Source organism: Alteromonas sp. KC3 (assembly GCF_016756315.1).
In the GTDB taxonomy this organism is placed as follows: domain Bacteria; phylum Pseudomonadota; class Gammaproteobacteria; order Enterobacterales; family Alteromonadaceae; genus Alteromonas.
Genome location: NZ_AP024235.1, coordinates 641,166 through 660,852 on the forward strand (window position 1 = coordinate 641,166; position 19,687 = coordinate 660,852).

Sequence of the window (19,687 nt, forward strand, 5' to 3'; positions counted from 1 at the left end):
AGAAAAATCGTGAGTGTGACGTCTGATATTAATTCTGAAATGCTTTACAGCGAGCGGCTCCGTCTTCGCCTGCTAGATTTTGAAGATAAACATTGGATTTTGCGTTTGCAGCAAGATGACCTTTGGCTCAAATTTATAGGAAGTCGTGGCGTTAACTCTGTAGATGACGCATGTGACTATATTGAAAGAACCAATGCGCAGCGCGCTGAATGGGGATATGGACTGTGGGCCGTTGAAGATAAAGTCAGCCATCAGCCAATAGGGGTATGCGGGCTTTTTAATCGCTTTGCCTTTTCATGCCCCGATTTGGGATTTGCAATGTTGCCAGAAGCACGGGGTAAAGGTTTGTGTCGTGAAGCTTGCACGCGCGTAATTCAGTGGGCACACGAAAAGGGCTATCATTTTCTAACTGCCATGACGCACCCAGACAATAGTGCGTCGCAGCGTGTACTTGAACGTGTCGGTTTTGCCAAACACGGTGCCTACTTTGACAAGACTTTTTCCAAACAAACCCTTTATTGGCTCGACCTTCCTGAAACGCACCAAATAAACGCGCCTTAGTTGGTACTTACTTACAGTGTTGCTACATTGGAGGAAGTACGATGACTTTCTTTATAATAATGGGTTCTATCGGAACATTGTTGGCATTAAGGCGAAGTGAGTACTCAGTTTCAACTTCAGACATGGCATCGACAACGTCTTCGCCCTCAACGATCACGCCAAACACAGCATAGCCCCAATCTCGCCCGGGGTTTAGGCTGCTGTTGTCATTGACGTTAAAGAAAAACTGTCGATTTGCAGTGTGAGGATCATTTTGCCTCGCCATTGCGATGGTGTGTAAATCGTTGGTCAATCCATTCCCAGACTCGTTAAAAATATCTGGGAAATTAGACTTACCATTAAAGTCTGCGGTGTAACCACCTCCTTGTACTACAAACCCAGGGACAATTCGGTGAAAAATTGTGTCCTCATAAGCGCGCTTGTCTACGTAGCGTAGAAAGTTATTTACCGTGATGGGTGCGCGTCGTCTGTCGAGTTCAACGACAATATCACCCATAGTGGTTTCAAATTTCACGCGGGGGTAGTAATTATCGGGTTGCACATGTGAACCATCATCTTTTGTTGCTGCAAGCACTGTTGCGCTTACAAACAATGAAAGTAGTGCGAATATATAATGGCGTGTTGTCTTCATGAATAATCCTCTTTCAAAAACCAGACTATCGCTTTGCTGTGCCTAAGATAACGAACTTTTTATCACTCGCAAGCACCTTGGCACCACCGAACAATTTTTTCAGTTTAATGTGGTAATCAAGGTGACGGTTACCTACCACAACTAAATGACCGCTCTTGACTAACAAGTCGCGAGAGTCGGTGAACATTTGCCAGGCAATATGATCCGTTATGGCATTTTGCTGGTGAAATGGTGGGTTGCACAAGATTTTAGTTACAGTAGGTCGTTGGCTTCTTTCGAGCAGCGCTTCTAAGCAATTACTGGCAACAAACTCGCATTGATCAATCTTGTCTGGAAAGTTGTTCAATACGTTTAATCGGGCACTTTCAAGTGCCATATAAGACTCATCAACAAAGATAACTTTTGCATCGGGAGCGAGGGCTAATGCGTTGACACCAAGCACCCCGTTACCGCATCCCAAGTCAACAATGACGTCATTAGCACTCACCGTCATGTGTTCTAGCATGATGCGAGCGCCAATATCTAATGATTGCCGAGAAAACACGTTGGCTAAGTTGTCCAGCGTAAGTGTTTGGCCGGCAGTTCCTTTTGCCTGCCAACGAGTAGGATAAGGAGATTTAGCGTGAGTTTTTGTATTATCACGTGTGGCGAAAACGAGACGAGATTTCTTTTTGGCCAATGACGTCGTGGTTTTGCCAATATACTTTTCAAACAAACCAAGAACGGATTTAGTGATAGTTTTCACCTTACCCGCAGCCACAACATGTGTATCAGGTGTAATGTAGCGCTGAATATCAATAAGTTGTTGTTCCAGCAATGCAAGCGCACGGGGTATCTTAATCACAACGATATCAACATCAGATGCAGGTGTGAACGATAAACTGTCTACGCTGGTTAACGTTTGAACAGGGGCGGTGATTGCAGTGTCCTTGATTGATGGTGTCAGTTGATTTGCCGTTAGGTTCTCTAACAATGAGCGGTAGGCAATGTAGGAGTCAGACACCCACAGTGGCTCAACATGTGCAAACCAGCAACCCAACACCCCGAAGTCATCATTAAATATCATCATTTTAGGCGCTGTTGACGTGGTTATAGCACCTTCACTAAGACTGGTTTCTATATGCTCAATAAGTAGTTCATCTGCACTGTCCCACGCTTGCAAGCTCACGTGCTGATGCTTTTCTGGGTAACGTATTAGCGTGAATTGACGATCTGCAAATAAGAATTCTGTATTCATGAGGTTGTGCTTGATTGACTCGTGGACTGTGATTACTGGTGTTATCCCATTGGCATTTTCCCCAACAGGTGCCTACTAGAATACCATCTTCAACAAAAGTACGCTGCTGTTTACCCTCTCAAATTAAGGTTAAACGTTTACTTTGTTATTTAAATGTGAAAATATTGTTAAATGAGGCTTGTCCGACCACTAATAAACTCGCAATTAAAACGAGGAACAACCATGAAAAAAAGTTACACCCTACTATGGACTATGCTATTTGCGTTATTTTCGCTAAGTGCCAGAGCAGAAATAACCTTTCCCAATTCGGTATACAGTAACCTTGATTACGGCTTGTATTGGTTCGATTACACTGACGCGCAGAAAGCAGTCGCAGGGCAATCGAACCCTTACTACAGTAACAGTAAGAAAACCGTTATTTATATACACGGTTGGCAGAATGGCTCGGTTACTAACCGCTCAAGAGAAACTCTAAATAGAAATGGCTCTGGCGGTCCTAATCAAGATCTTGCCTGGTACTGGCTAGATAGAGGTTACAATGTGGGTATCTTGTACTGGAATCAGTTCGCTGATGAAAGTGAAGTCAAAGACGCCGAGGCTAAAATTCACTCAACCAATGGCCCTCGCGGCATGCGCTGGAAGTCATCTAATGGCAGTTATAACTCAGGGCCAAATCAATCAGTCACGTCGCTCTTATACACGGCTTTGGTAAACGGTTTACCTAATTTTACCGGCTCAGAGCTTAGAATTGCAGGGCATTCATTAGGAAATCAGCTTGCGCTGACTATCTCCGATAAGCTTAATACCGCAGTAAACCAAGGCAACTTATCTGGCGCTTACCGCCCCGATCGCATTGCCTTACTTGACCCGTTTTACTCGATAGGTCAAAAGTCATACCTTAACAATCAATGGACTGGTGAGCGTAGCAAAGCCATTGTAGATACACTAAAAGCCAAAGGTGTTGCAATTGAAGCGTACAGAAGCTCACCTGTTACCAGTACGTTTTTGGCCGGTGACGACAACAAGAGTCTGATGAACAGTATTGCCTTCTCTGAATTAAAACCGTGGAATTTTAACTGGTGGCAAGTGGCAGAAAAACACGGTGCAGCGGTTACGCATTATTTTTGGTCTCGTGCGTTTAACCCGTTAACGCTTGATAGCAGCAGTACGCAGGTGCCAAGTGCGTCTGCCAGTAAAAGCGTGATTAAAACGTGGATGAACAAAAACAAAGGCGTAATTCAAGATAGTGGTGCGTACAGTGCTACGCCGGCCGATGACGACTTTAAAGAAAAGGCGCGTTTGTAACACGCAATCCGAAAGCACATTGCATACGTACTGGTTAGGTAAATACAATAGAAATCCTAACTTCGGACACGGCAGTATGTATGCAATTCTCACTCTTTGATTCAGATATTACTGACACTAATCAGCCAGATAGTAGCGTCAAGACGCTCCCATTAGCTGAAGCGGATGTGAAGTATTACCCGCGTGCTATTGCAACTGACAGCGCCAACCACTATTTTCATGCGCTCAAGCAAGAATTGCCATGGCGACAAGACGCCATTCGCCTTTTTGGTAAGTCGATTAATATACCTCGCCTTCAAAGCTGGCATGGCGACCCAGAATGCGCTTACACCTATTCAAACTTAACACTTAAACCCAATTCTTGGACCGACTCACTTCAGCGCTTAAGAGCGCTGTGCGAGACCTTAAGCAACACATCGTTTAATTGTGTACTGGCTAATTGGTATAGAGACGGCAATGACAGCATGAGTTTTCATGCTGATGATGAGGTTGAGCTCGGCATAAATCCAACAATTGCTTCTGTAACGTTAGGTGAAGCCAGGCCCTTTGTTTTTAAGCACAAAGAAAGTAAAGCCACTTACACCCAAGTGCTTGAGCACGGGAGCGTATTGATTATGGCGGGCGCTACACAGAGTCATTATTTGCATGGTATTGCAAAGACGGCTAAGCCAATCGGTGGTAGAATCAATCTTACTTTTCGTCATTTGATTCCACGAAATAGGTAAACACCATATGCAAGTAAAAACGTTTCTTGAAGAAGCGATTCGCAGTGCACTTTCACCGCTTTATTTAGAAGTGTTAGATGAAAGCTTTATGCACAATGTGCCAGAGGGGGCGCAGAGTCATTTTAAAGTTACGGTAGTAAGTGATGCTTTCGAAGGAAAGCGTTTGCTAGCGCGCCATAGAGAGGTAAACGCATTGGCCGCTGAGGCGTTGGCGGGCCCAGTTCACGCACTTGCTCTTCATACCTATACATCGAAAGAGTGGGAAGCAAGAGGTGGGGAATCGTTAACATCGCCAAACTGTTTGGGCGGCAGCAAGCACGACGCCTAAACAACATATCATCGTTTTTAAATGGAAGTAATTATGAAGCAAGTAGGCGTTTTCGCCGTTTTTTTGGATGCTCTTAGGGCGCCTTCGATACAAGTGCTAGTGTTTGGCACTGGCTTCTTGTTATGCATGTTGTTTGTTTACATGGGCGTGCTGACACCGATGGACAACAATTTGTACGCCTTGCTTAGCGAAGTGGGAAATGCTGCCCCGTGGCGACAAGCGCTATTACAAGATGCAACAGTGCTAGGTAGCCTAAGCGTACTTTTATTTGTCACTGTGTCAGTGGCTATGGCCCTATTGCTTGCGGGAGAACAACGCAAAGCGCTGACCTTTGTTTGCGCTGTTGTAATAGGTTTGGCCGTCACATTTTTGCTTCAAGCAGGGATCGCACGACCACGACCGCCTTTAGCTGATCACACTGCAACATTGTATGACCATAGCTTTCCTTCAACGCACACTACACTTTCAACCTTAGTCTACTTTTATATCGCGTACTTGCTTAACCATTTTACAAAGAATAGGGCTGTGCGGCTTTGGGTGTATTTGGTAGCAGCGATATTGGTTATGACAATTGGTATAAGCAAAGTCATGTTAGGGATGCATTGGCCCAGTGACGTTGTGGCGGGATGGTGTGCGGGTGGTAGTATGGCGGCGCTGAGCTTTTATGTGATCAAATGGAAGCGCAAGTTGCGTGTAAAAACGTCATAACCATTACAGAAGTATCATATTTTAGCGCGAGACGACCATGGAAAGTAACAACGCTGGTGGCAGCATTGACTATGTAGAAAAAGTGTCGCGTTTGCTTGCAAGTGATATGTACCGCATGCGCTGCTTAACCGCACTAAGGGAGCTTGCTCTACCCCAAGGTTATATTGGCGCGGGCTTTTTACGAAACGCCATTTGGGATGTACTTCACAACAAACCTTCTTCAACACCACTAAACGATGTAGATGTTATTTATTTCTGCCGACAAAGTGAGAAAGGGCGTGACGCAGAGCTTGAACGTCGCTTGCACGACATGATGCCCGAAGCCAATTGGCAAGTGAAAAATCAAGCTAGAATGCATACTCTGCATGGCCACAATCCTTACGAAAGTTGCGAACAGGCCATTTCATATTGGATTGAAAAAGAAACGTGTGTTGCGGTTAAGCTAAATGAATCGGGGCGTGTAGAGGTGTTGGCGCCTTTTGGTCTACAGGCTAATTTTGCCAGCACGCTATCTATTAACCCTCGCTATCCACGTCGCGAGATCTTTAACTCGCGAGTGAAGCAAAAAGATTGGCTTAAAATATGGCCACAGTTAACTCTTCGTTATTGATACGTAGCGCTACATCTTTTCAGCAATAGTCACTATCTTGGTGGCGATAGAGGCAATCGTTGTGTTTTCGCTCATCGCTTGTTTCTGTAACCGTCTATAAGCGCTATTTTCGCTTAAGTTAAACTTATCCATTATCACAAGTTTGGCGCGTCCAATGACCTTTTGCTCATGAATGGCGCGCTTGGCTTCATCGAGCTCTCTCCCCATGTCTTCAATATGTTTTGCCTGTACCCGAAGTAAATCATAAAACGAGCGGTGTGCGGCAAGTGTTTGTGTTTGCTCATCAATCGCGGCGGGAGTGACATTGTCTTTGCCAGCATCTTCTACAAGACCAGGCATGTTAGGGTCGAATAACAAGGTCAGTGGCGAGCCTTCACTTAAATGTTCATCGTTGAATTTATCGAGCAATTGCTGATGGTTTGTCATTTCGTTTTTGGCGTCTATCACTTTTTGATTTGCTTGCGCCAATAATGATTGAGTAAGCTGAACTTCAATTGTTTGCAATGCATCGATGCGTCGTGTTGCCACGTCAAACCACACTTCTGATATGGCCTCAGAAATAGGGCTACCATCGCTTAGTTGCGCAATCATTTTTCGTAACCGCAAGACATCGAATGTCGCTTCACTTTCATTTAATTCGCAAAATGATTGCATACTGGCAGGTGGGCTGAACTCACTAAAAATAGTAAAGTGATGGTCTTGGGCGTGTTGTAAGGTATGTAATTTTTCGCACAAATGAGACTCAAAGTGAGTTTCAGCAAATCCAATTGCGCCCCATGCGCGTTCTTGTCCTGCGTACTCTTTGGCTTGCATAAAGTTAAAAAGAGAAACAAGCAGCCGAGTGATATCAGGGTCACTGGCAATATCCGCGGCTTCGAAAATAACAGTTAACAAGCTGGCAATAAGTCGACTATATGCACGTGTTGATTCAAGTGCGGAGAATCCTTGCTTGCTAATTTGTTCTCTAAGGTGTGGCAAATAGTCAGTGGCTTGCATTGCTAGCGTGATACTGCTGAGTAAACGCGGGTTTCCCGAGCTTACCGCATTGGTAAGGTAAAGCGATTTTAAATGGCTTTTTAACAGTGACTCAGCGCTTTCGCTGTGGCTGATATATTGAAGCCTAGCGCTTGAGTAACGCGCTCCCTTTGAGCCCAAAAAGATATTACTGGCGCCGCGCTCTTTTTGTAGTGCGTGCACAAGATCACAAACCGCAATAACAATGCGACAATTGCTCGACAACTGTTCTAACACGGTAATTTCTGCGTGTTTAGCCGCAAGTAAAAAACGTTTAGTTGCATCGCTACATAGCGCTGCAGAAGTTTCTTTTTGTTTTAGCATGTTTCTACGGGTGTACCTGTGTGACGTATTGAACGTACTTTTTTTGTTGTTAGCGTACTTGTCACGATACCTTGCAACAGCTATGCCTTTCTGAGTGAAATCGCAACACTCTCTTATTTCAGCATCAAGTAAGAATGTATATGAGTCGCGCCAACGCGCTTGATTTATGGGTAAAGAAAAACGCTGTGTAATGAAAGACGTTTAAAAAGAGAAGTCGAATGCGTTAAAGGTAACAAAAGAAAGAGGTAAGAATGAGAAGAGATAGGAGTGAGAAGGGCTAAAAGTGAAAACAAAACCAAGAGGTTGCGCCATTGTGGTGCAACCTCGATACCGCTAGTTGCGTACTACGCGCAAAAACCACCCCACAAACAGAGAAATAAGGAAACCGAAGAAAGAGACCAGAATAGTAATGTTTAGCATCTGCCCAGAGAAATCTGCATTCTCACCAGTATGTTCGCTTACTAACATACCTGACGCCTGAAAGATGAAAAGCGCCGCGACAGAAAAGAGCAATATAATTGCTGTCGATACCATTGTCGCTTTCCAGTAAGCCTTGGGTGATGCCCAGTGGATAGCGCCAGCAACCAGCACGCATAAAATAGTCAAGATATAAGGGACCACGTTAACTCCTTAATAGTGAAGTGATAGCCATTATTTTTAATCGATAAAGTGTGCGATGTACCACGCACTTCGCAAAAAATACTGGCATTACGATGCCACGGTGTGTGCTGTTTGTCAGCAAGCGAGCGCTAATTTAAACGTTTACGTGGCGATTTTGAGCGATAATGGTGATAGAATCGCCAACAAATTTTTAAAAGCCGTGTTGGTGTTCCACATTTTGTTGAAACGCCAAGGCGGCCTTTTGTGTTTAACACTTAAGCTTCTGAGAGAACATGTTCGATTTAATTACCAGTAAAGACAGTAATGTAAAGAACGACGTGCTTTCAGGTATTACCGTTGCGCTAGCACTGGTACCTGAAGCCGTAGCTTTTGCATTTGTGGCCGGTGTAGAACCAATGATTGGTTTGTACGCGGCATTTATGATGGGCCTAATTACCTCTGCCATTGGTGGTCGTCCAGGTATGATTTCTGGCGCAACCGGCGCTATGGCGGTTGTAATGGTTGCCCTTGTAGCACAGCACGGCGTGCAGTATCTGTTTGCCGCTGTAATTCTCGCAGGCCTTTTGCAAATACTATGCGGGGTATTCCGGTTAGGAAAATTTATAAGACTGGTGCCTTACCCCGTAATGCTAGGTTTTGTTAATGGGCTCGCCATTGTTATTTTCCTTGCGCAGCTTGGTCAGTTTAAGGTGATTAACGGCGCAGGTGAGCTGCAATGGATGCAAGGTACATTACTCTATTGGATGCTAGGCTTGGTGGCACTGACCATGGCAATCATATATTTGCTGCCTAAGTTAACAACCGCTGTACCAGCTTCATTGGTGGCTATTGTTACGGTAACGGCGTTGGTGCATGGTTTAGATTTAGAAGCGCGCACGGTTATCGACTTTGTACGCGACCTTTTACCTGCGGACCAGCGTGATTCCGCGACACTTGCGGGTGAGCTACCAAGCTTTGCCATACCTATGGTGCCGTTCACATGGGAAACCTTCATGATTATATTGCCTACCTCGGTTATTTTATGCTTGGTGGGTTTAATTGAATCGCTACTTACCCTTTCATTGATTGATGAAATGACAGATACCCGTGGTCGCGGAAACAAAGAATGTGTTGGTCAAGGTGTTGCTAACACGGTTAACGGTTTCTTCGGCGGTATGGGTGGTTGTGCCATGATTGGACAGAGCATGATCAATATTAATTCAGGCGGTCGCGGTCGCTTGTCTGGTATTACAGCGGCAGTGGTACTGCTAGGCTTTATTCTTTTTGCTGCCCCTCTTATTGAAATGATCCCACTAGCGGCACTGGTTGGCGTTATGTTTGTGGTGGTCATTGCAACATTTGAGTGGGCGTCGTTTAGAATTATTCGCGGCGTGAACAAAGAAGATGCCTTTGTACTTTTCTTGGTAACTGGCGTTACCGTTATTGCTGACTTGGCAATAGCCGTTGTGGTTGGCGTAATTGTGTCTGCATTGGTGTTTGCATGGAAACACGCACGTCATATCGAGGCAAAATCACATATCGATAACGACGGCTGGAAAGTGTACGAGCTTGATGGTCCGCTTTTCTTCGGCTCAGTGTCTCACTTTAAAGACTTGTTTGATATTGCCAACGACCCAGACGATGTTGTGATTGATTTCAAAGACTCTCGCATTTGGGACTCGTCGGGTATTGATGCGTTAGATACCTTGGCTGACAAATATGAAGAGCAAGGTAAAAAGCTGCACATTCGCCATATTAGTGACGAGTGCCGCTGCTTGCTGCGCAAGGCAGACAAATTTGTAGAGATTAATGTGGTGGAAGACCCGCGTTATCGCGTGGCTACGGACAAACTTGCATAGCAGATATGCACACTCAGTAAGTTTGCACCAAGCGAATACATGAATGCGTTTGTTTGGTGCATCTGAGCATTAGAAATATCCGGCGTTTTTGTCATATTTAATGTAAAAACAATTAGTTAAGTAATTGGCACTGTTATTGGATATCACTATACGTAAAGTGTGTACTAGTAATTTTGTGTTGATTGCTAGAAGTGTGATTCATAACACTCCGTAAAATGTGTTAGTTAGGTATCTTGTCAATACTTAACGAAAGTAGGCAACGAAGCCCGCACCAACGAAAGTTGGCGCGGGCTTTTTTTTGTCCCGAAGAAAGGGGAAAAACATGACGTCATCTGATTCAAAAACGCGCATCGTAGTCGTAGGCAATGGCATGGTGGGACACCACTTTGTCGAGCAACTACATAACAGCGATGCAAACGCCGACATAACCGTACTTTGCGGGGAGTCTCGGCTCGCCTATGACCGTGTATATCTATCGTCCTACTTTAGCGGCGCGAGCGCAGATGACTTGGCGCTAACTACGCCTGCACAATATGCGTCATGGGGCGTTAATGTCGTGACCAATGCCATAGTGACAGACATCGACAGAGAGAATAAGACCGTTGTTACTTCTGAAGGTCAAAAATTCGATTACGACAAGCTGGTGTTGGCAACAGGGTCATATCCATTTGTGCCGCCAATTAAAGGTAACGACCAAGAACACTGTTTAGTCTATAGAACCATTGAAGACTTACTGGCTATTGAAGCGTCTGCCAGTGTCAGTAAGGTTGGGGTTGTTGTTGGTGGTGGTTTACTTGGTCTAGAAGCTGCCAATGCACTCAAGCAGGCAGGGCTTGATACGCATGTTGTTGAATTTGCCCCACAGCTAATGGCTGTGCAGCTAGACACGACGGGCGGCGATGTACTTAAGCAAAAAATTTCATCACTAGGGGTTACCGTTCATACGCAAAAGGCCACTCAGTCAATTGAAGCGGGTGATAGCTGTCGTTACAAAATGGTCTTTGCTGATGGCAGTGAACTTGAAACCGACATGATCTTATTCTCAGCGGGAATTCGTCCCTCTGATCAACTAGGCAGAAAAGCGTCATTAACGCTTGGTGAGCGTGGCGGTATTGCCATTGATAATCACTGCTTAACGTCTGATCCGAATATTTATGCTATTGGTGAATGCGCGCTGTGGGACAACAAAATATTTGGCCTTGTTGCGCCAGGTTATACGATGGCACGCACGGCAGTAAGCCATCTCACTGGTGGTGACAGCGTATTTACAGGCGCAGATATGAGCACAAAGTTAAAGCTCATGGGGGTTGAGGTTGGCTCTATTGGTGATGCGCACGAACGCACGGAAGGGGCGTTGAGCTACACCTATCTTAATCAACCTGAGGGTGTATACAAAAAACTGGTGGTAGACAGCGAACAAAAGAGAGTACTAGGCGCCGTGTTAGTTGGTGACACTAGCGACTACGACACGCTGTTGCAGTATGCGCTTAATGATATTGCACTTCCTGAATTCCCCGAGAGCCTTATTTTACCCACCTCCGGTGACACTCCGGCTTTAGGTGCAGATGCGCTACCTGACACGGCATCCATTTGTTCATGCTTGAATGTGACCAAAGGCGATATTGTGTCGGCCATCGATGGTGGCTGCTGCAGCGTGGCAGACGTAAAAGGCGAAACCAAGGCAAGCACAGGATGTGGCGGTTGTGCGGCATTACTCAAAAATGTTGTCGACGGGGAGCTTGAAAAGCGCGGTGTTGAAGTGTCAAAAGCAATTTGTGAACACTTTAACTATACCCGCCAAGAGCTGTTTCATATTGTCAAAGTCAACGGTATTCGTACCTTTGATGAATTGCTTGAGGCGCACGGTGAAGGCCTAGGGTGTGAAATTTGCAAACCCGCTGTGGGCTCAATACTCGCATCGGTTTATAACGACTATATCCTTAAAGAGTCACATTTACCTTTGCAAGACACCAATGACATTTATTTAGGGAATATGCAAAAAGACGGTACCTACTCTGTGGTACCACGTGTACCTGGTGGTGAAATTACGCCAGAGAAGCTCATATTGCTTGGTGAAGTTGCAAAAGAATATCAACTCTATACAAAGATCACAGGTGGCCAGCGTATCGATTTATTCGGCGCCCGTGTTGAGCAACTACCGGATATTTGGCAAAAGCTTGTTGAAGGTGGTTTTGAGACAGGACATGCCTACGCCAAAGCGCTTCGAACGGTGAAATCTTGTGTAGGCAGTACCTGGTGCCGCTATGGGGTTCAAGACTCTGTGGGTACCGCTATCGACCTTGAAAATCGTTACAAAGGCTTACGCGCGCCGCACAAAATAAAGTTCGCGGTGTCAGGGTGTACCCGTGAATGTGCAGAGGCTCAAAGTAAAGATATTGGTGTTATCGCGACGGAACAAGGTTGGAACCTTTATGTCTGCGGAAATGGCGGTATGAAGCCTCGCCATGCCGACCTTTTCGCCACCGACTTAGACACGCAAACCTTAATCAAATACATCGACCGCGTGCTGATGTTTTATGTAAAAACTGCCGATCGACTTCAACGCACGTCGGTGTGGATGGACAACTTAGAAGGAGGGCTGGCCTACCTACAAGATGTCGTCATCAATGACGCTTTAGGCATTAATGGCGAGCTTGAAGCGCAAATGGATGCGGTAGTCGACGCGTATCAATGCGAGTGGAAAACCACGATTGAAGACCCACAGTCACGCAAGCGTTTTCGCCAGTTTGTAAATAGTTCTGAAACTGACACCAATATTCAGTTTGTCTCTGAGCGCGGGCAAGTAAGGCCTGCAACCGTAGCCGAAAAAGCCGCAGGCGTTGGGCAGTTTATCCCAGTGTCTATGGTGTAAAACGACTGAATAAAAGACAAAAGGAGCACACTAATGACGGCAGCACACGATTTATCCGCAATGCCCACTGAAGAAACAGTATGGTACTGCGCGTGCACTACCGGTGATTTAGTCACCAATAGCGGCGTATGCGCACTAATAGAGAACGAACAGGTCGCTATCTTTCATATCAAAATGAACGGTGAATCTCAGGTTTACGCTATCAGCAACTTTGATCCTATTGGCAACGCCAATGTGCTGTATCGCGGGTTGCTGGGTTCTATTGGTGGTGCGCCGGTAGTGGCATCCCCTTTATATAAAGAGCATTACTTCCTAGAGACAGGGCTATGTAAAGAGCGAGACGATGTGTCGGTGCGAGCATTTAAGGTAAAAGTTGAAGACGGTAACGTCTACATTGCCCAATAGTGCAACAATCTAAGGTAAGAACATGAATATGGCTACACAACAACATGATGCTGTGAGCGAGCAGCTTAAACAAACCACGTGCCCTTATTGTGGCGTGGGTTGTGGTGTAGATATCAGTTGCAACGTGAGTAAGCGTACCATTACCCTGGACAACGTTATTGGTACGCCCGAGCATCCCGCCAATTATGGTAGATTGTGTGTAAAAGGAACAAACCTGCTAGAAACAAACGACTTATCAGGTCGCTTGCTTCACCCAACCGTAGCAGGAAAGTCTGTGGATTGGGACACGGCCACAGACGTTATTGCAGATAAAATCACATCTACTATTGCGCAGTATGGCGCGGATGCCGTTGCTTTTTATGTCTCAGGTCAGCTTCTAACCGAAGATTACTATGTTGCCAATAAGCTGATGAAAGGCTTTATCGGCAGTGCCAATATCGATACCAACTCACGTCTGTGTATGTCATCAGCGGTGGCTGCATATAAACGCGCATTTGGTGAAGATGTCGTTCCTTGCGATTATTCAGACTTAGAAAACACCGACCTGATTTTGATTTCAGGCAGTAACGCTGCTTGGGCACATCCCGTTCTTTTTCAAAGAATTGAGCGAGCTAAACGCCAAAACCCCGATATGAAAGTGGTCGTCATAGACCCGAGGCAAACCGAGACCTGTACGATTGCTGATATGCACTTAGCGATAGCGCCGGGAACTGATGTCGCGCTGTTTAATGGTCTTCTTGCCTATGGAGAGAGCACAGGGCGCATCGATCATAATGCGGTAAAGGCATTTGCAGAGGGCCTCGACGACGTTTTGCTAAGCGTTAATGACTGCGCTATTGAAAACACTGCACGGCTTTGTGATGTTGATGTTTCTCTTTTGTCTGCTTTTTATGCACTTTTTTCAACGCAAAAACGTGTTGTGACTTTCTACTCCATGGGGATCAATCAGTCGTCCAGTGGTGTCGATAAGGCCCAGTCAATCATCAATTGTCATTTGGCGTTTGACTTGATCAGTAAAACCGGATGTGGCCCCTTTTCGATAACTGGGCAGCCTAACGCAATGGGCGGGCGGGAAGTAGGCGGCCTTGCCAACATGTTGGCCGTGCATTGCGATATTGAGAATCCTGAGCATGTAGATGCGATTAAAACCTACTGGAATGCCCCGGTTATGCCACAAAAGCAGGGGTTAAAAGCGGTAGACTTGTTTAATGACATTGAGCAAGGAAAGGTTAAATTTGTTTGGATCATGGGCACCAACCCTGTTGTTAGTATGCCAAACCGACGCCAAGTTGAGCGCGCGTTAACCCAGTGCGAGATGGTTGTAGTTTCTGACATTGTGAACGCCAATGACACGCTTCAGTTTGCTCATGTTGCCTTACCCGCCACGGGGTGGTCAGAGAAAGACGGCACAGTTACTAACTCTGAACGACGTATTTCAAGGCAGAGAGGCATTTTGCCTGCCCCAGGTGATGCAAAGCACGATTGGCAAATTATGTGCGATGTTGCAAGGAAAATGGGTTTTACAGAAGCATTTGACTACACTCATCCTTCACAAATATTTAGCGAATACGCCGGGCTAACCGGGTTTCGCAACAATGGAAAGCGTCAGTTAGATTTATCGCCATTGCAAGGCTTGAGCGAGAGCCAATACAACAACCTCTCGCCAATACAGTGGCCGTTTGAAAAGCGAGACTTAAGCTATGATGGTGAACCAACCCTAAACTTGCATACCCGACGCCCATTTGCGGATAGAGTTTTCTCTACACCTTCAGGCAAAGCAAAGCTCATTGCTGTGCAGTATCGCGCGCCATTGCAGCAAACAAGTGACGCATACCCCTTTATTGTAAACAGTGGGCGCGCTCGCGATCACTGGCACACGATGACCCGTACGGGTAAAGCAGCAAAGTTACATGCGCACATGAAGCACGCTAGCGTTCATGTTCACCCTGATGACGCCACAAAATATTCTCTGAAACACGGGCAGTTAGTATCACTCGAAAGTCCGGCCATGGCCAAAGGAAGCGCAAAAACGCCTCAAGATGCACTCACCGCTCAACCTGTTATTTATCCGGTAAAAATGGATGACAGTATACGAAGAGGTGAAGTTTTTATTCCTATTCATTGGTCGGCGCAGTGGGGATCGCATTGCCATTTAGGGGCATTGTACGCCAGTGCGGTAGACCCTGTTTCAGGGCAGCCAGAGCTAAAGCATGCGGCTGCGATGATAAAGCCTGCGCCATTTGATGTCATTGGACACGTATTTTTTGACAACAGTATTGAGGAACAAGCGCTACAAGCGGCTTGTCACTATTGGCGTAAAACGCCATTAGAAACAGATAAATGCGCATCAGGGACGGCCTATAATATTGCATGTAATGCATCTCGTCGCGAGATGCTAGCTAACTTTCTGGATGCCTTGCCCAAATCCTTACAGGTCATTCACTGCCATCATAAAACGCACACGGTGTGTATCGCCACGAATAACAGCGCAGTATGTTTCATTGCGGTACTGGAAGATAACGTTAACGACATTATTGATGCGTCAATGAGTGTGCTCAATGGCGAAGGGCTGACTGCGTTGGCCAATCAAGTATTGGGCGATGCCATAGAGCTGCAAACGCAACAACAGTTGTTGCGGGGGCACGTTGATGAACGATTTATGCAAGGCGAACTCGTGTGTAGCTGTTTTGCAGTGAGAGAAAAGAGCATTGTTGAAGCTGTGCATCAGGGGGCAGTAACCGTATCAGCCCTAGGAGAAGCACTTAAATGTGGAACAAACTGTGGCTCGTGTAAACCTGCATTGTCTCAACTTATATCGCGCAATTTGGTTATTGCCACACAGTCTCAATAACCTCTCTTTGTCGTGGGGTTAATAAGCGTGTCTTATTAACCTTGTCATTTTTTGGAGCTTTCAAGTATGTCTTGGTTATCAACAATAATTAAACCGTTTTTCAACCATGTACTCTTTTTAAACAAGCGTACATTTGAGCCTAGCATGCTTAAACCTAGTCTATTTGAAAGCGCTGGAACAGCAGCACTAAACGTTTATCGACGCAGCTCAAATGATGAGTGTGGGGCTGTTTCAGACACATTGAGGAGGCTTGGCGATACAAGCCATGTTGAAAGCGCCAAAGGAAATGTGGGGCAAGTGTTTATTGTTGGGGCCGGGCCAGGTGATGCAGAGCTACTTACATTGAAGGCGCTGCGTTTACTGCAGCAGGCCGATGTTGTGCTTTTTGATGCGCTAGTCAGTGAAGATGTTTTAGCGATGATCCCACAACATGTGAAAAAAGAATACGTGGGTAAACGTTGCAAGAAACACAGTTTCACACAGCAAGCTATTTGTGAAAGGGTGGTAACGTTGGCACTAGAGGGCAAAAATGTCGTTAGGTTAAAAGGAGGAGATCCTGCGCTATTTGCCCGTACCTGCGAAGAAACTGCAGCGCTTGATAAGGCTGAAGTCGCCTATGCGATAGTACCTGGCATTACTGCGGCATCCGGCATGTCAGCGTATACGGGTATTCCATTAACAGATAGACGCTGTGCTCAATCAGTCTCGTTTATTACCGCGCACTTCCAAGATGCTTCACAATGGCCTGAAATGAAGCCGCTTGCTCAAAACGTGCTAAAGCAAACCGTGGTGGTTTACATGGGGTTAAGCCGACTTGATGGACTTGCTAAGGGCTTGATGCGCTATGACGTACCTGCTGATTGGCCTGTAGCAGCGGTTGAAAACGCGACGACATCAAACCAGCGTGTTATCACAGGCACGCTATCATCTATTAGCACTCGTGTGCGAGACGCTAATTTAACAGGCCCTACGTTACTTGTTTTCGGAAAGGTGGTAGAGTCTCGACAACACGTTAATCAGTGTCTGCTTGATGCACGACGCTTTCAACATTACTAACACCATTATCAACAACGTCATTAATAAAAATATGCAGCAAGCCTTCAGCGAATACATCAAAATCATTGGCAAAGGACAAAAAGGCGGAAGAAGTTTAACCCGCGATGAAGCGTACAACGCCATGAAAATGGTACTTGCTGGTGAAGTGACGGGGGATCAGCGGGGGGCATTTTTGATGTTATTGCGTACTCGCGAAGAAACCCCTGAAGAAGTCATCGGCTTCGTTGATGCCTGTCGCGAGCTTATCGAAGGTGACGTTCAAACACTGACTCCTACCCTTGATATAGGCTGTTATGCTGGAAAGCGGCGTCAGCTTCCTTGGTATTTATTGGCGGTAGCCGTACTGGCTGCAGAGGGGCATCGTATTATGTTGCACGGCGCTCATGAGCCTGGTTCTGGACGATTGTACGCCAGTAAGGCGTTACCGATACTCGGGCTTGCTGAGGCAAAAAACATTTCAGACGCTAAACATCAACTTGATGCCAAAGGTGTTACCTATCTAGATTTATCGTATTTATTGCCCGCTTTAGATACGATCATAAAATTGCGAGAAGTATTTGGCTTGCGTTCGTGTGCCAACACACTTGCCCGTTTGCTAAACCCAACCGCAGCGAAGTACTGTGTTCAAGGCGTATATCACATGCACCTCGACCACAAGCACTGTCATGTTAATGAAAATTACCCTCATATTGATGCGTTGTGTTTTCGCGGGGACGGCGGAGATCCAGAAGTCAATGGCGAAAGGGAAACAGCGCTTTTTGTAACCCGTAACGGCGAAACGCAGGAGATACGACTGCCAGTTATTACCGAAAAATGGGCGCTGAAAGACACCCGAATGGACGTGAATGATATGCTAGAAGTATGGCAAGGCATACGCAATCATGTTTATGGCGAACAGGCCATTATTGGAACACTGGCAAGTTATTTAGTATTGCTAGAGCAGCACAACACGTCAGATGCTATAGCAAAAGCACAGGCATTGTGGCTGCAGCGCGATAAATCTTCTCTTCCATTTTCTTAGACAATAGTCTGCTTTAACTGCCTTAGTCTTGACATACACATGGGTATAATTGTTAATAGTATTAACAAGGTACTCCATGTGTGATGTTATGCGACTTGGGCTTATTTTTCTTTTTTTAATTGTTGTGTCGTTAGCCCCTCGCGCTGAGGAGTCCGATACAAGCGTTACGCTAGTACTTGCTGCAGATATGCCTGATATCAGTGACGAGCATGCTGGCTACTATCCACAATTACAAACCTTGGTTAAAGAATACCGCAGCAAAGACGAAACCGTATTTTTCGTATTTGGTGGCGGCTCTATCGGGCCTAGTGCACTCTCCTCGTTTGATCGGGGGTCGCATATCATTGATATTCTTAACTCCATTGAGCCCGACGTGATGGGAGTAACTAAAAGGGAATTTAGCTTTTATGAGGACGAATTGTCATTGCGTTCTTACGAAGCAGCATTTCCATTTGTTGCGAGTAACGCCGTTGTTAGGCGTGAAGGGCGCAGGCCTGATGGTCTTCAAACATCTGTCATAATTAAACAAGACAATGTAGCTTTGGGCGTTATCTCTGTGCTTCACGAAAGGGTTGTAAGTGAATACCAACTCTCCGATATAGCCATTGAATCACCACAAAAGGTCATAATCGAAGAAGCTAGAGCATTGCGTGAAAGGGGGGCCGACCTAGTCTTGCTTCACTACTCTTATCCTTTCACTTTTATCGATAATTTACTCTCCAAACATATTGTGGATGTAGCCTTCATTTCCGATAGTCGCTTAAATGAGAAAAAGTTGGACGACCCTACTGAAAACCCCCGAAACCTGAGCCTTTCTCAATCAGGTAACGCGGTTGTGGCGCGCCTTAAAAAGCACCCCACATGGTCGGTCACATCTTCTGAAAAAATAAAGCTAGGCTCGCTTAGTCCAAATCCCAGCGTACAAGAGCAAGTTTACGGATATGAAGCTCGACTTAAGCGCTTGCTCAATATACAAATTGGTGAGTGGAACACTGCACATTCAACCCTTCGTGCAGAGGTAAGAAGTCAAGAAAACGGCTTTGCTAACCTTGTTGTTGATACGCTTAAAGACTATGCCAATACCGATGTTGCCCTTTTGAATGGAGGAAGCATTCGCGGAAATAAAACATACGAGCCTGGAATGCCAATATCGCGACAGGATATCGTAGTGGAAATGCCGTTTCGCGCCAGTGTAGTATCGTTACGCCTTTCAGGGGATCAACTGATTCTAGCGCTAGAGCAGGGGCTATCTCAGTATGAAAATGTTAAAGGTGGATTTCCTCATGTTGCTGGCATGCAATATACCTTTGATAGTCATGCAAAGCCTTTTTCTCGCGTTAAATCTGTTAGTGTGGGTGGCGAGCCACTGCGCCCTGAAAGAATGTACTCGGTTGCTACAAGCGACTTTCTCGCTAATGGTGGAGATGGTTACTTTGCGCTGAAAGATGCACCGCGCCTTAACAGTCAAACAGCACGGCCTCCCCAAATATCCGACCTTGTAGTTCAGAAAATTGCCAATCAATACAATGTATCTACGCATAATACGCAGCGTATTTTGAATGTGGCAAAAGGAAGGTAGG

The 19,687-nt window shown here is 45.7% G+C and carries 17 protein-coding genes; 13 read left to right on the forward strand and 4 right to left on the reverse strand.

Annotated features, from left to right (window positions below):
* Nucleotides 1-9: 9 nt before the first annotated feature.
* The gene (locus JN178_RS02875; protein ID WP_232369675.1) at nt 10-561 is read left to right on the forward strand and encodes a GNAT family N-acetyltransferase; all 552 of its coding nucleotides are present in this window, start codon (nt 10-12) and stop codon (nt 559-561) included.
* 22 nt (nt 562-583) lie between these two features.
* Here JN178_RS02875 and JN178_RS02880 read toward each other — a convergent pair whose 3' ends face one another.
* Together JN178_RS02880 and JN178_RS02885 are read right to left on the reverse strand one after the other, a co-directional pair.
* A complete protein-coding gene (locus tag JN178_RS02880; protein ID WP_202263466.1) occupies nt 584-1,192 on the reverse strand; it encodes a peptidylprolyl isomerase in 609 nt (202 codons plus the stop codon).
* Nucleotides 1,193-1,217: 25 nt separating this feature from the next.
* A complete protein-coding gene (locus JN178_RS02885; RefSeq protein ID WP_202263467.1) occupies nt 1,218-2,429 on the reverse strand; it encodes a methyltransferase in 1,212 nt (403 codons plus the stop codon).
* 222 nt (nt 2,430-2,651) lie between these two features.
* Here JN178_RS02885 and JN178_RS02890 point away from each other — a divergent pair, with 222 nt between their 5' ends.
* The 5 genes from JN178_RS02890 to JN178_RS02910 all read left to right on the forward strand — a co-directional run bounded on the left by JN178_RS02890 (nt 2,652) and on the right by JN178_RS02910 (nt 6,105).
* On the forward strand, nt 2,652-3,734 hold the full coding sequence (locus tag JN178_RS02890; protein WP_202263468.1) for a hypothetical protein: 1,083 nt from the start codon (nt 2,652-2,654) through the stop codon (nt 3,732-3,734).
* An 80-nt stretch (nt 3,735-3,814) separates the two neighbouring features.
* A complete protein-coding gene (locus JN178_RS02895) occupies nt 3,815-4,459 on the forward strand; it encodes an alpha-ketoglutarate-dependent dioxygenase AlkB family protein (RefSeq protein ID WP_202263469.1) in 645 nt (214 codons plus the stop codon).
* A 7-nt stretch (nt 4,460-4,466) separates the two neighbouring features.
* Nucleotides 4,467-4,787: a BolA/IbaG family iron-sulfur metabolism protein gene (locus tag JN178_RS02900; protein WP_202263470.1), complete on the forward strand. Its 321-nt coding sequence runs from the start codon at nt 4,467-4,469 to the stop codon at nt 4,785-4,787.
* 33 nt (nt 4,788-4,820) lie between these two features.
* Nucleotides 4,821-5,495 carry a phosphatase PAP2 family protein gene (locus JN178_RS02905; RefSeq protein ID WP_232369676.1) on the forward strand — a complete coding sequence of 225 codons (675 nt, stop codon included), beginning with the start codon at nt 4,821-4,823 and terminating at the stop codon, nt 5,493-5,495.
* Nucleotides 5,496-5,601: 106 nt separating this feature from the next.
* A complete protein-coding gene (locus tag JN178_RS02910; protein WP_442859689.1) occupies nt 5,602-6,105 on the forward strand; it encodes a nucleotidyltransferase family protein in 504 nt (167 codons plus the stop codon).
* 9 nt (nt 6,106-6,114) lie between these two features.
* On the opposite strand, the gene JN178_RS02915 is transcribed toward JN178_RS02910, so the two are convergent.
* On the reverse strand, nt 6,115-7,443 hold the full coding sequence (locus JN178_RS02915) for a nitrate regulatory protein (protein ID WP_202263473.1): 1,329 nt from the start codon (nt 7,441-7,443) through the stop codon (nt 6,115-6,117).
* A gap of 333 nt (nt 7,444-7,776) precedes the next feature.
* Nucleotides 7,777-8,064 (reverse strand): hypothetical protein, encoded by a 288-nt coding sequence (locus JN178_RS02920; RefSeq protein ID WP_202263475.1) that lies wholly within the window; start codon nt 8,062-8,064, stop codon nt 7,777-7,779.
* Nucleotides 8,065-8,336: 272 nt separating this feature from the next.
* On the opposite strand from JN178_RS02920, the gene JN178_RS02925 reads away from it, so the two are divergent.
* The 7 genes from JN178_RS02925 (at nt 8,337) to JN178_RS02955 (ending at nt 19,686) form a co-directional block, all read left to right on the forward strand.
* Nucleotides 8,337-9,902 carry a SulP family inorganic anion transporter gene (locus JN178_RS02925; RefSeq protein ID WP_202263477.1) on the forward strand — a complete coding sequence of 522 codons (1,566 nt, stop codon included), beginning with the start codon at nt 8,337-8,339 and terminating at the stop codon, nt 9,900-9,902.
* 322 nt (nt 9,903-10,224) lie between these two features.
* Nucleotides 10,225-12,774 (forward strand): nitrite reductase large subunit NirB, encoded by a 2,550-nt coding sequence (gene nirB, locus JN178_RS02930; RefSeq protein ID WP_202263479.1) that lies wholly within the window; start codon nt 10,225-10,227, stop codon nt 12,772-12,774.
* Between the two features lie 33 nt (nt 12,775-12,807).
* The gene (gene nirD / locus JN178_RS02935; RefSeq protein WP_202263481.1) at nt 12,808-13,179 is read left to right on the forward strand and encodes a nitrite reductase small subunit NirD; all 372 of its coding nucleotides are present in this window, start codon (nt 12,808-12,810) and stop codon (nt 13,177-13,179) included.
* Nucleotides 13,180-13,201: 22 nt separating this feature from the next.
* Nucleotides 13,202-16,030 (forward strand): nitrate reductase, encoded by a 2,829-nt coding sequence (locus JN178_RS02940; RefSeq protein ID WP_202263483.1) that lies wholly within the window; start codon nt 13,202-13,204, stop codon nt 16,028-16,030.
* A gap of 66 nt (nt 16,031-16,096) precedes the next feature.
* Nucleotides 16,097-17,086 carry a uroporphyrinogen-III C-methyltransferase gene (cobA, locus tag JN178_RS02945; protein ID WP_232369678.1) on the forward strand — a complete coding sequence of 330 codons (990 nt, stop codon included), beginning with the start codon at nt 16,097-16,099 and terminating at the stop codon, nt 17,084-17,086.
* A 31-nt stretch (nt 17,087-17,117) separates the two neighbouring features.
* Nucleotides 17,118-18,107 carry a glycosyl transferase family protein gene (locus tag JN178_RS02950; protein WP_202265878.1) on the forward strand — a complete coding sequence of 330 codons (990 nt, stop codon included), beginning with the start codon at nt 17,118-17,120 and terminating at the stop codon, nt 18,105-18,107.
* A 76-nt stretch (nt 18,108-18,183) separates the two neighbouring features.
* Nucleotides 18,184-19,686, forward strand: a complete 1,503-nt coding sequence (locus tag JN178_RS02955) for a bifunctional metallophosphatase/5'-nucleotidase (protein WP_232369680.1) — start codon at nt 18,184-18,186, stop codon at nt 19,684-19,686.
* Nucleotide 19,687: the final 1 nt, after the last annotated feature.

Excerpts from the sequence above, each read along its gene's own strand:
- JN178_RS02880 (WP_202263466.1), bottom strand. The coding sequence starts at position 1,192 with ATGAAGACAACACGCCATTATATATTCGCACTACTTTCATTGTTTGTA.
- JN178_RS02885 (WP_202263467.1), bottom strand. The coding sequence starts at position 2,429 with ATGAATACAGAATTCTTATTTGCAGATCGTCAATTCACGCTAATACGT.
- JN178_RS02890 (WP_202263468.1), top strand. The coding sequence starts at position 2,652 with ATGAAAAAAAGTTACACCCTACTATGGACTATGCTATTTGCGTTATTT.
- JN178_RS02895 (WP_202263469.1), top strand. The coding sequence starts at position 3,815 with ATGCAATTCTCACTCTTTGATTCAGATATTACTGACACTAATCAGCCA.
- JN178_RS02900 (WP_202263470.1), top strand. The coding sequence starts at position 4,467 with ATGCAAGTAAAAACGTTTCTTGAAGAAGCGATTCGCAGTGCACTTTCA.
- JN178_RS02905 (WP_232369676.1), top strand. The coding sequence starts at position 4,821 with ATGAAGCAAGTAGGCGTTTTCGCCGTTTTTTTGGATGCTCTTAGGGCG.
- JN178_RS02910 (WP_442859689.1), top strand. The coding sequence starts at position 5,602 with ATGTACCGCATGCGCTGCTTAACCGCACTAAGGGAGCTTGCTCTACCC.
- JN178_RS02915 (WP_202263473.1), bottom strand. The coding sequence starts at position 7,443 with ATGCTAAAACAAAAAGAAACTTCTGCAGCGCTATGTAGCGATGCAACT.
- JN178_RS02925 (WP_202263477.1), top strand. The coding sequence starts at position 8,337 with ATGTTCGATTTAATTACCAGTAAAGACAGTAATGTAAAGAACGACGTG.
- nirB (WP_202263479.1), top strand. The coding sequence starts at position 10,225 with ATGACGTCATCTGATTCAAAAACGCGCATCGTAGTCGTAGGCAATGGC.
- nirD (WP_202263481.1), top strand. The coding sequence starts at position 12,808 with ATGACGGCAGCACACGATTTATCCGCAATGCCCACTGAAGAAACAGTA.
- JN178_RS02940 (WP_202263483.1), top strand. The coding sequence starts at position 13,202 with ATGAATATGGCTACACAACAACATGATGCTGTGAGCGAGCAGCTTAAA.
- cobA (WP_232369678.1), top strand. The coding sequence starts at position 16,097 with ATGTCTTGGTTATCAACAATAATTAAACCGTTTTTCAACCATGTACTC.
- JN178_RS02950 (WP_202265878.1), top strand. The coding sequence starts at position 17,118 with ATGCAGCAAGCCTTCAGCGAATACATCAAAATCATTGGCAAAGGACAA.
- JN178_RS02955 (WP_232369680.1), top strand. The coding sequence starts at position 18,184 with ATGTGTGATGTTATGCGACTTGGGCTTATTTTTCTTTTTTTAATTGTT.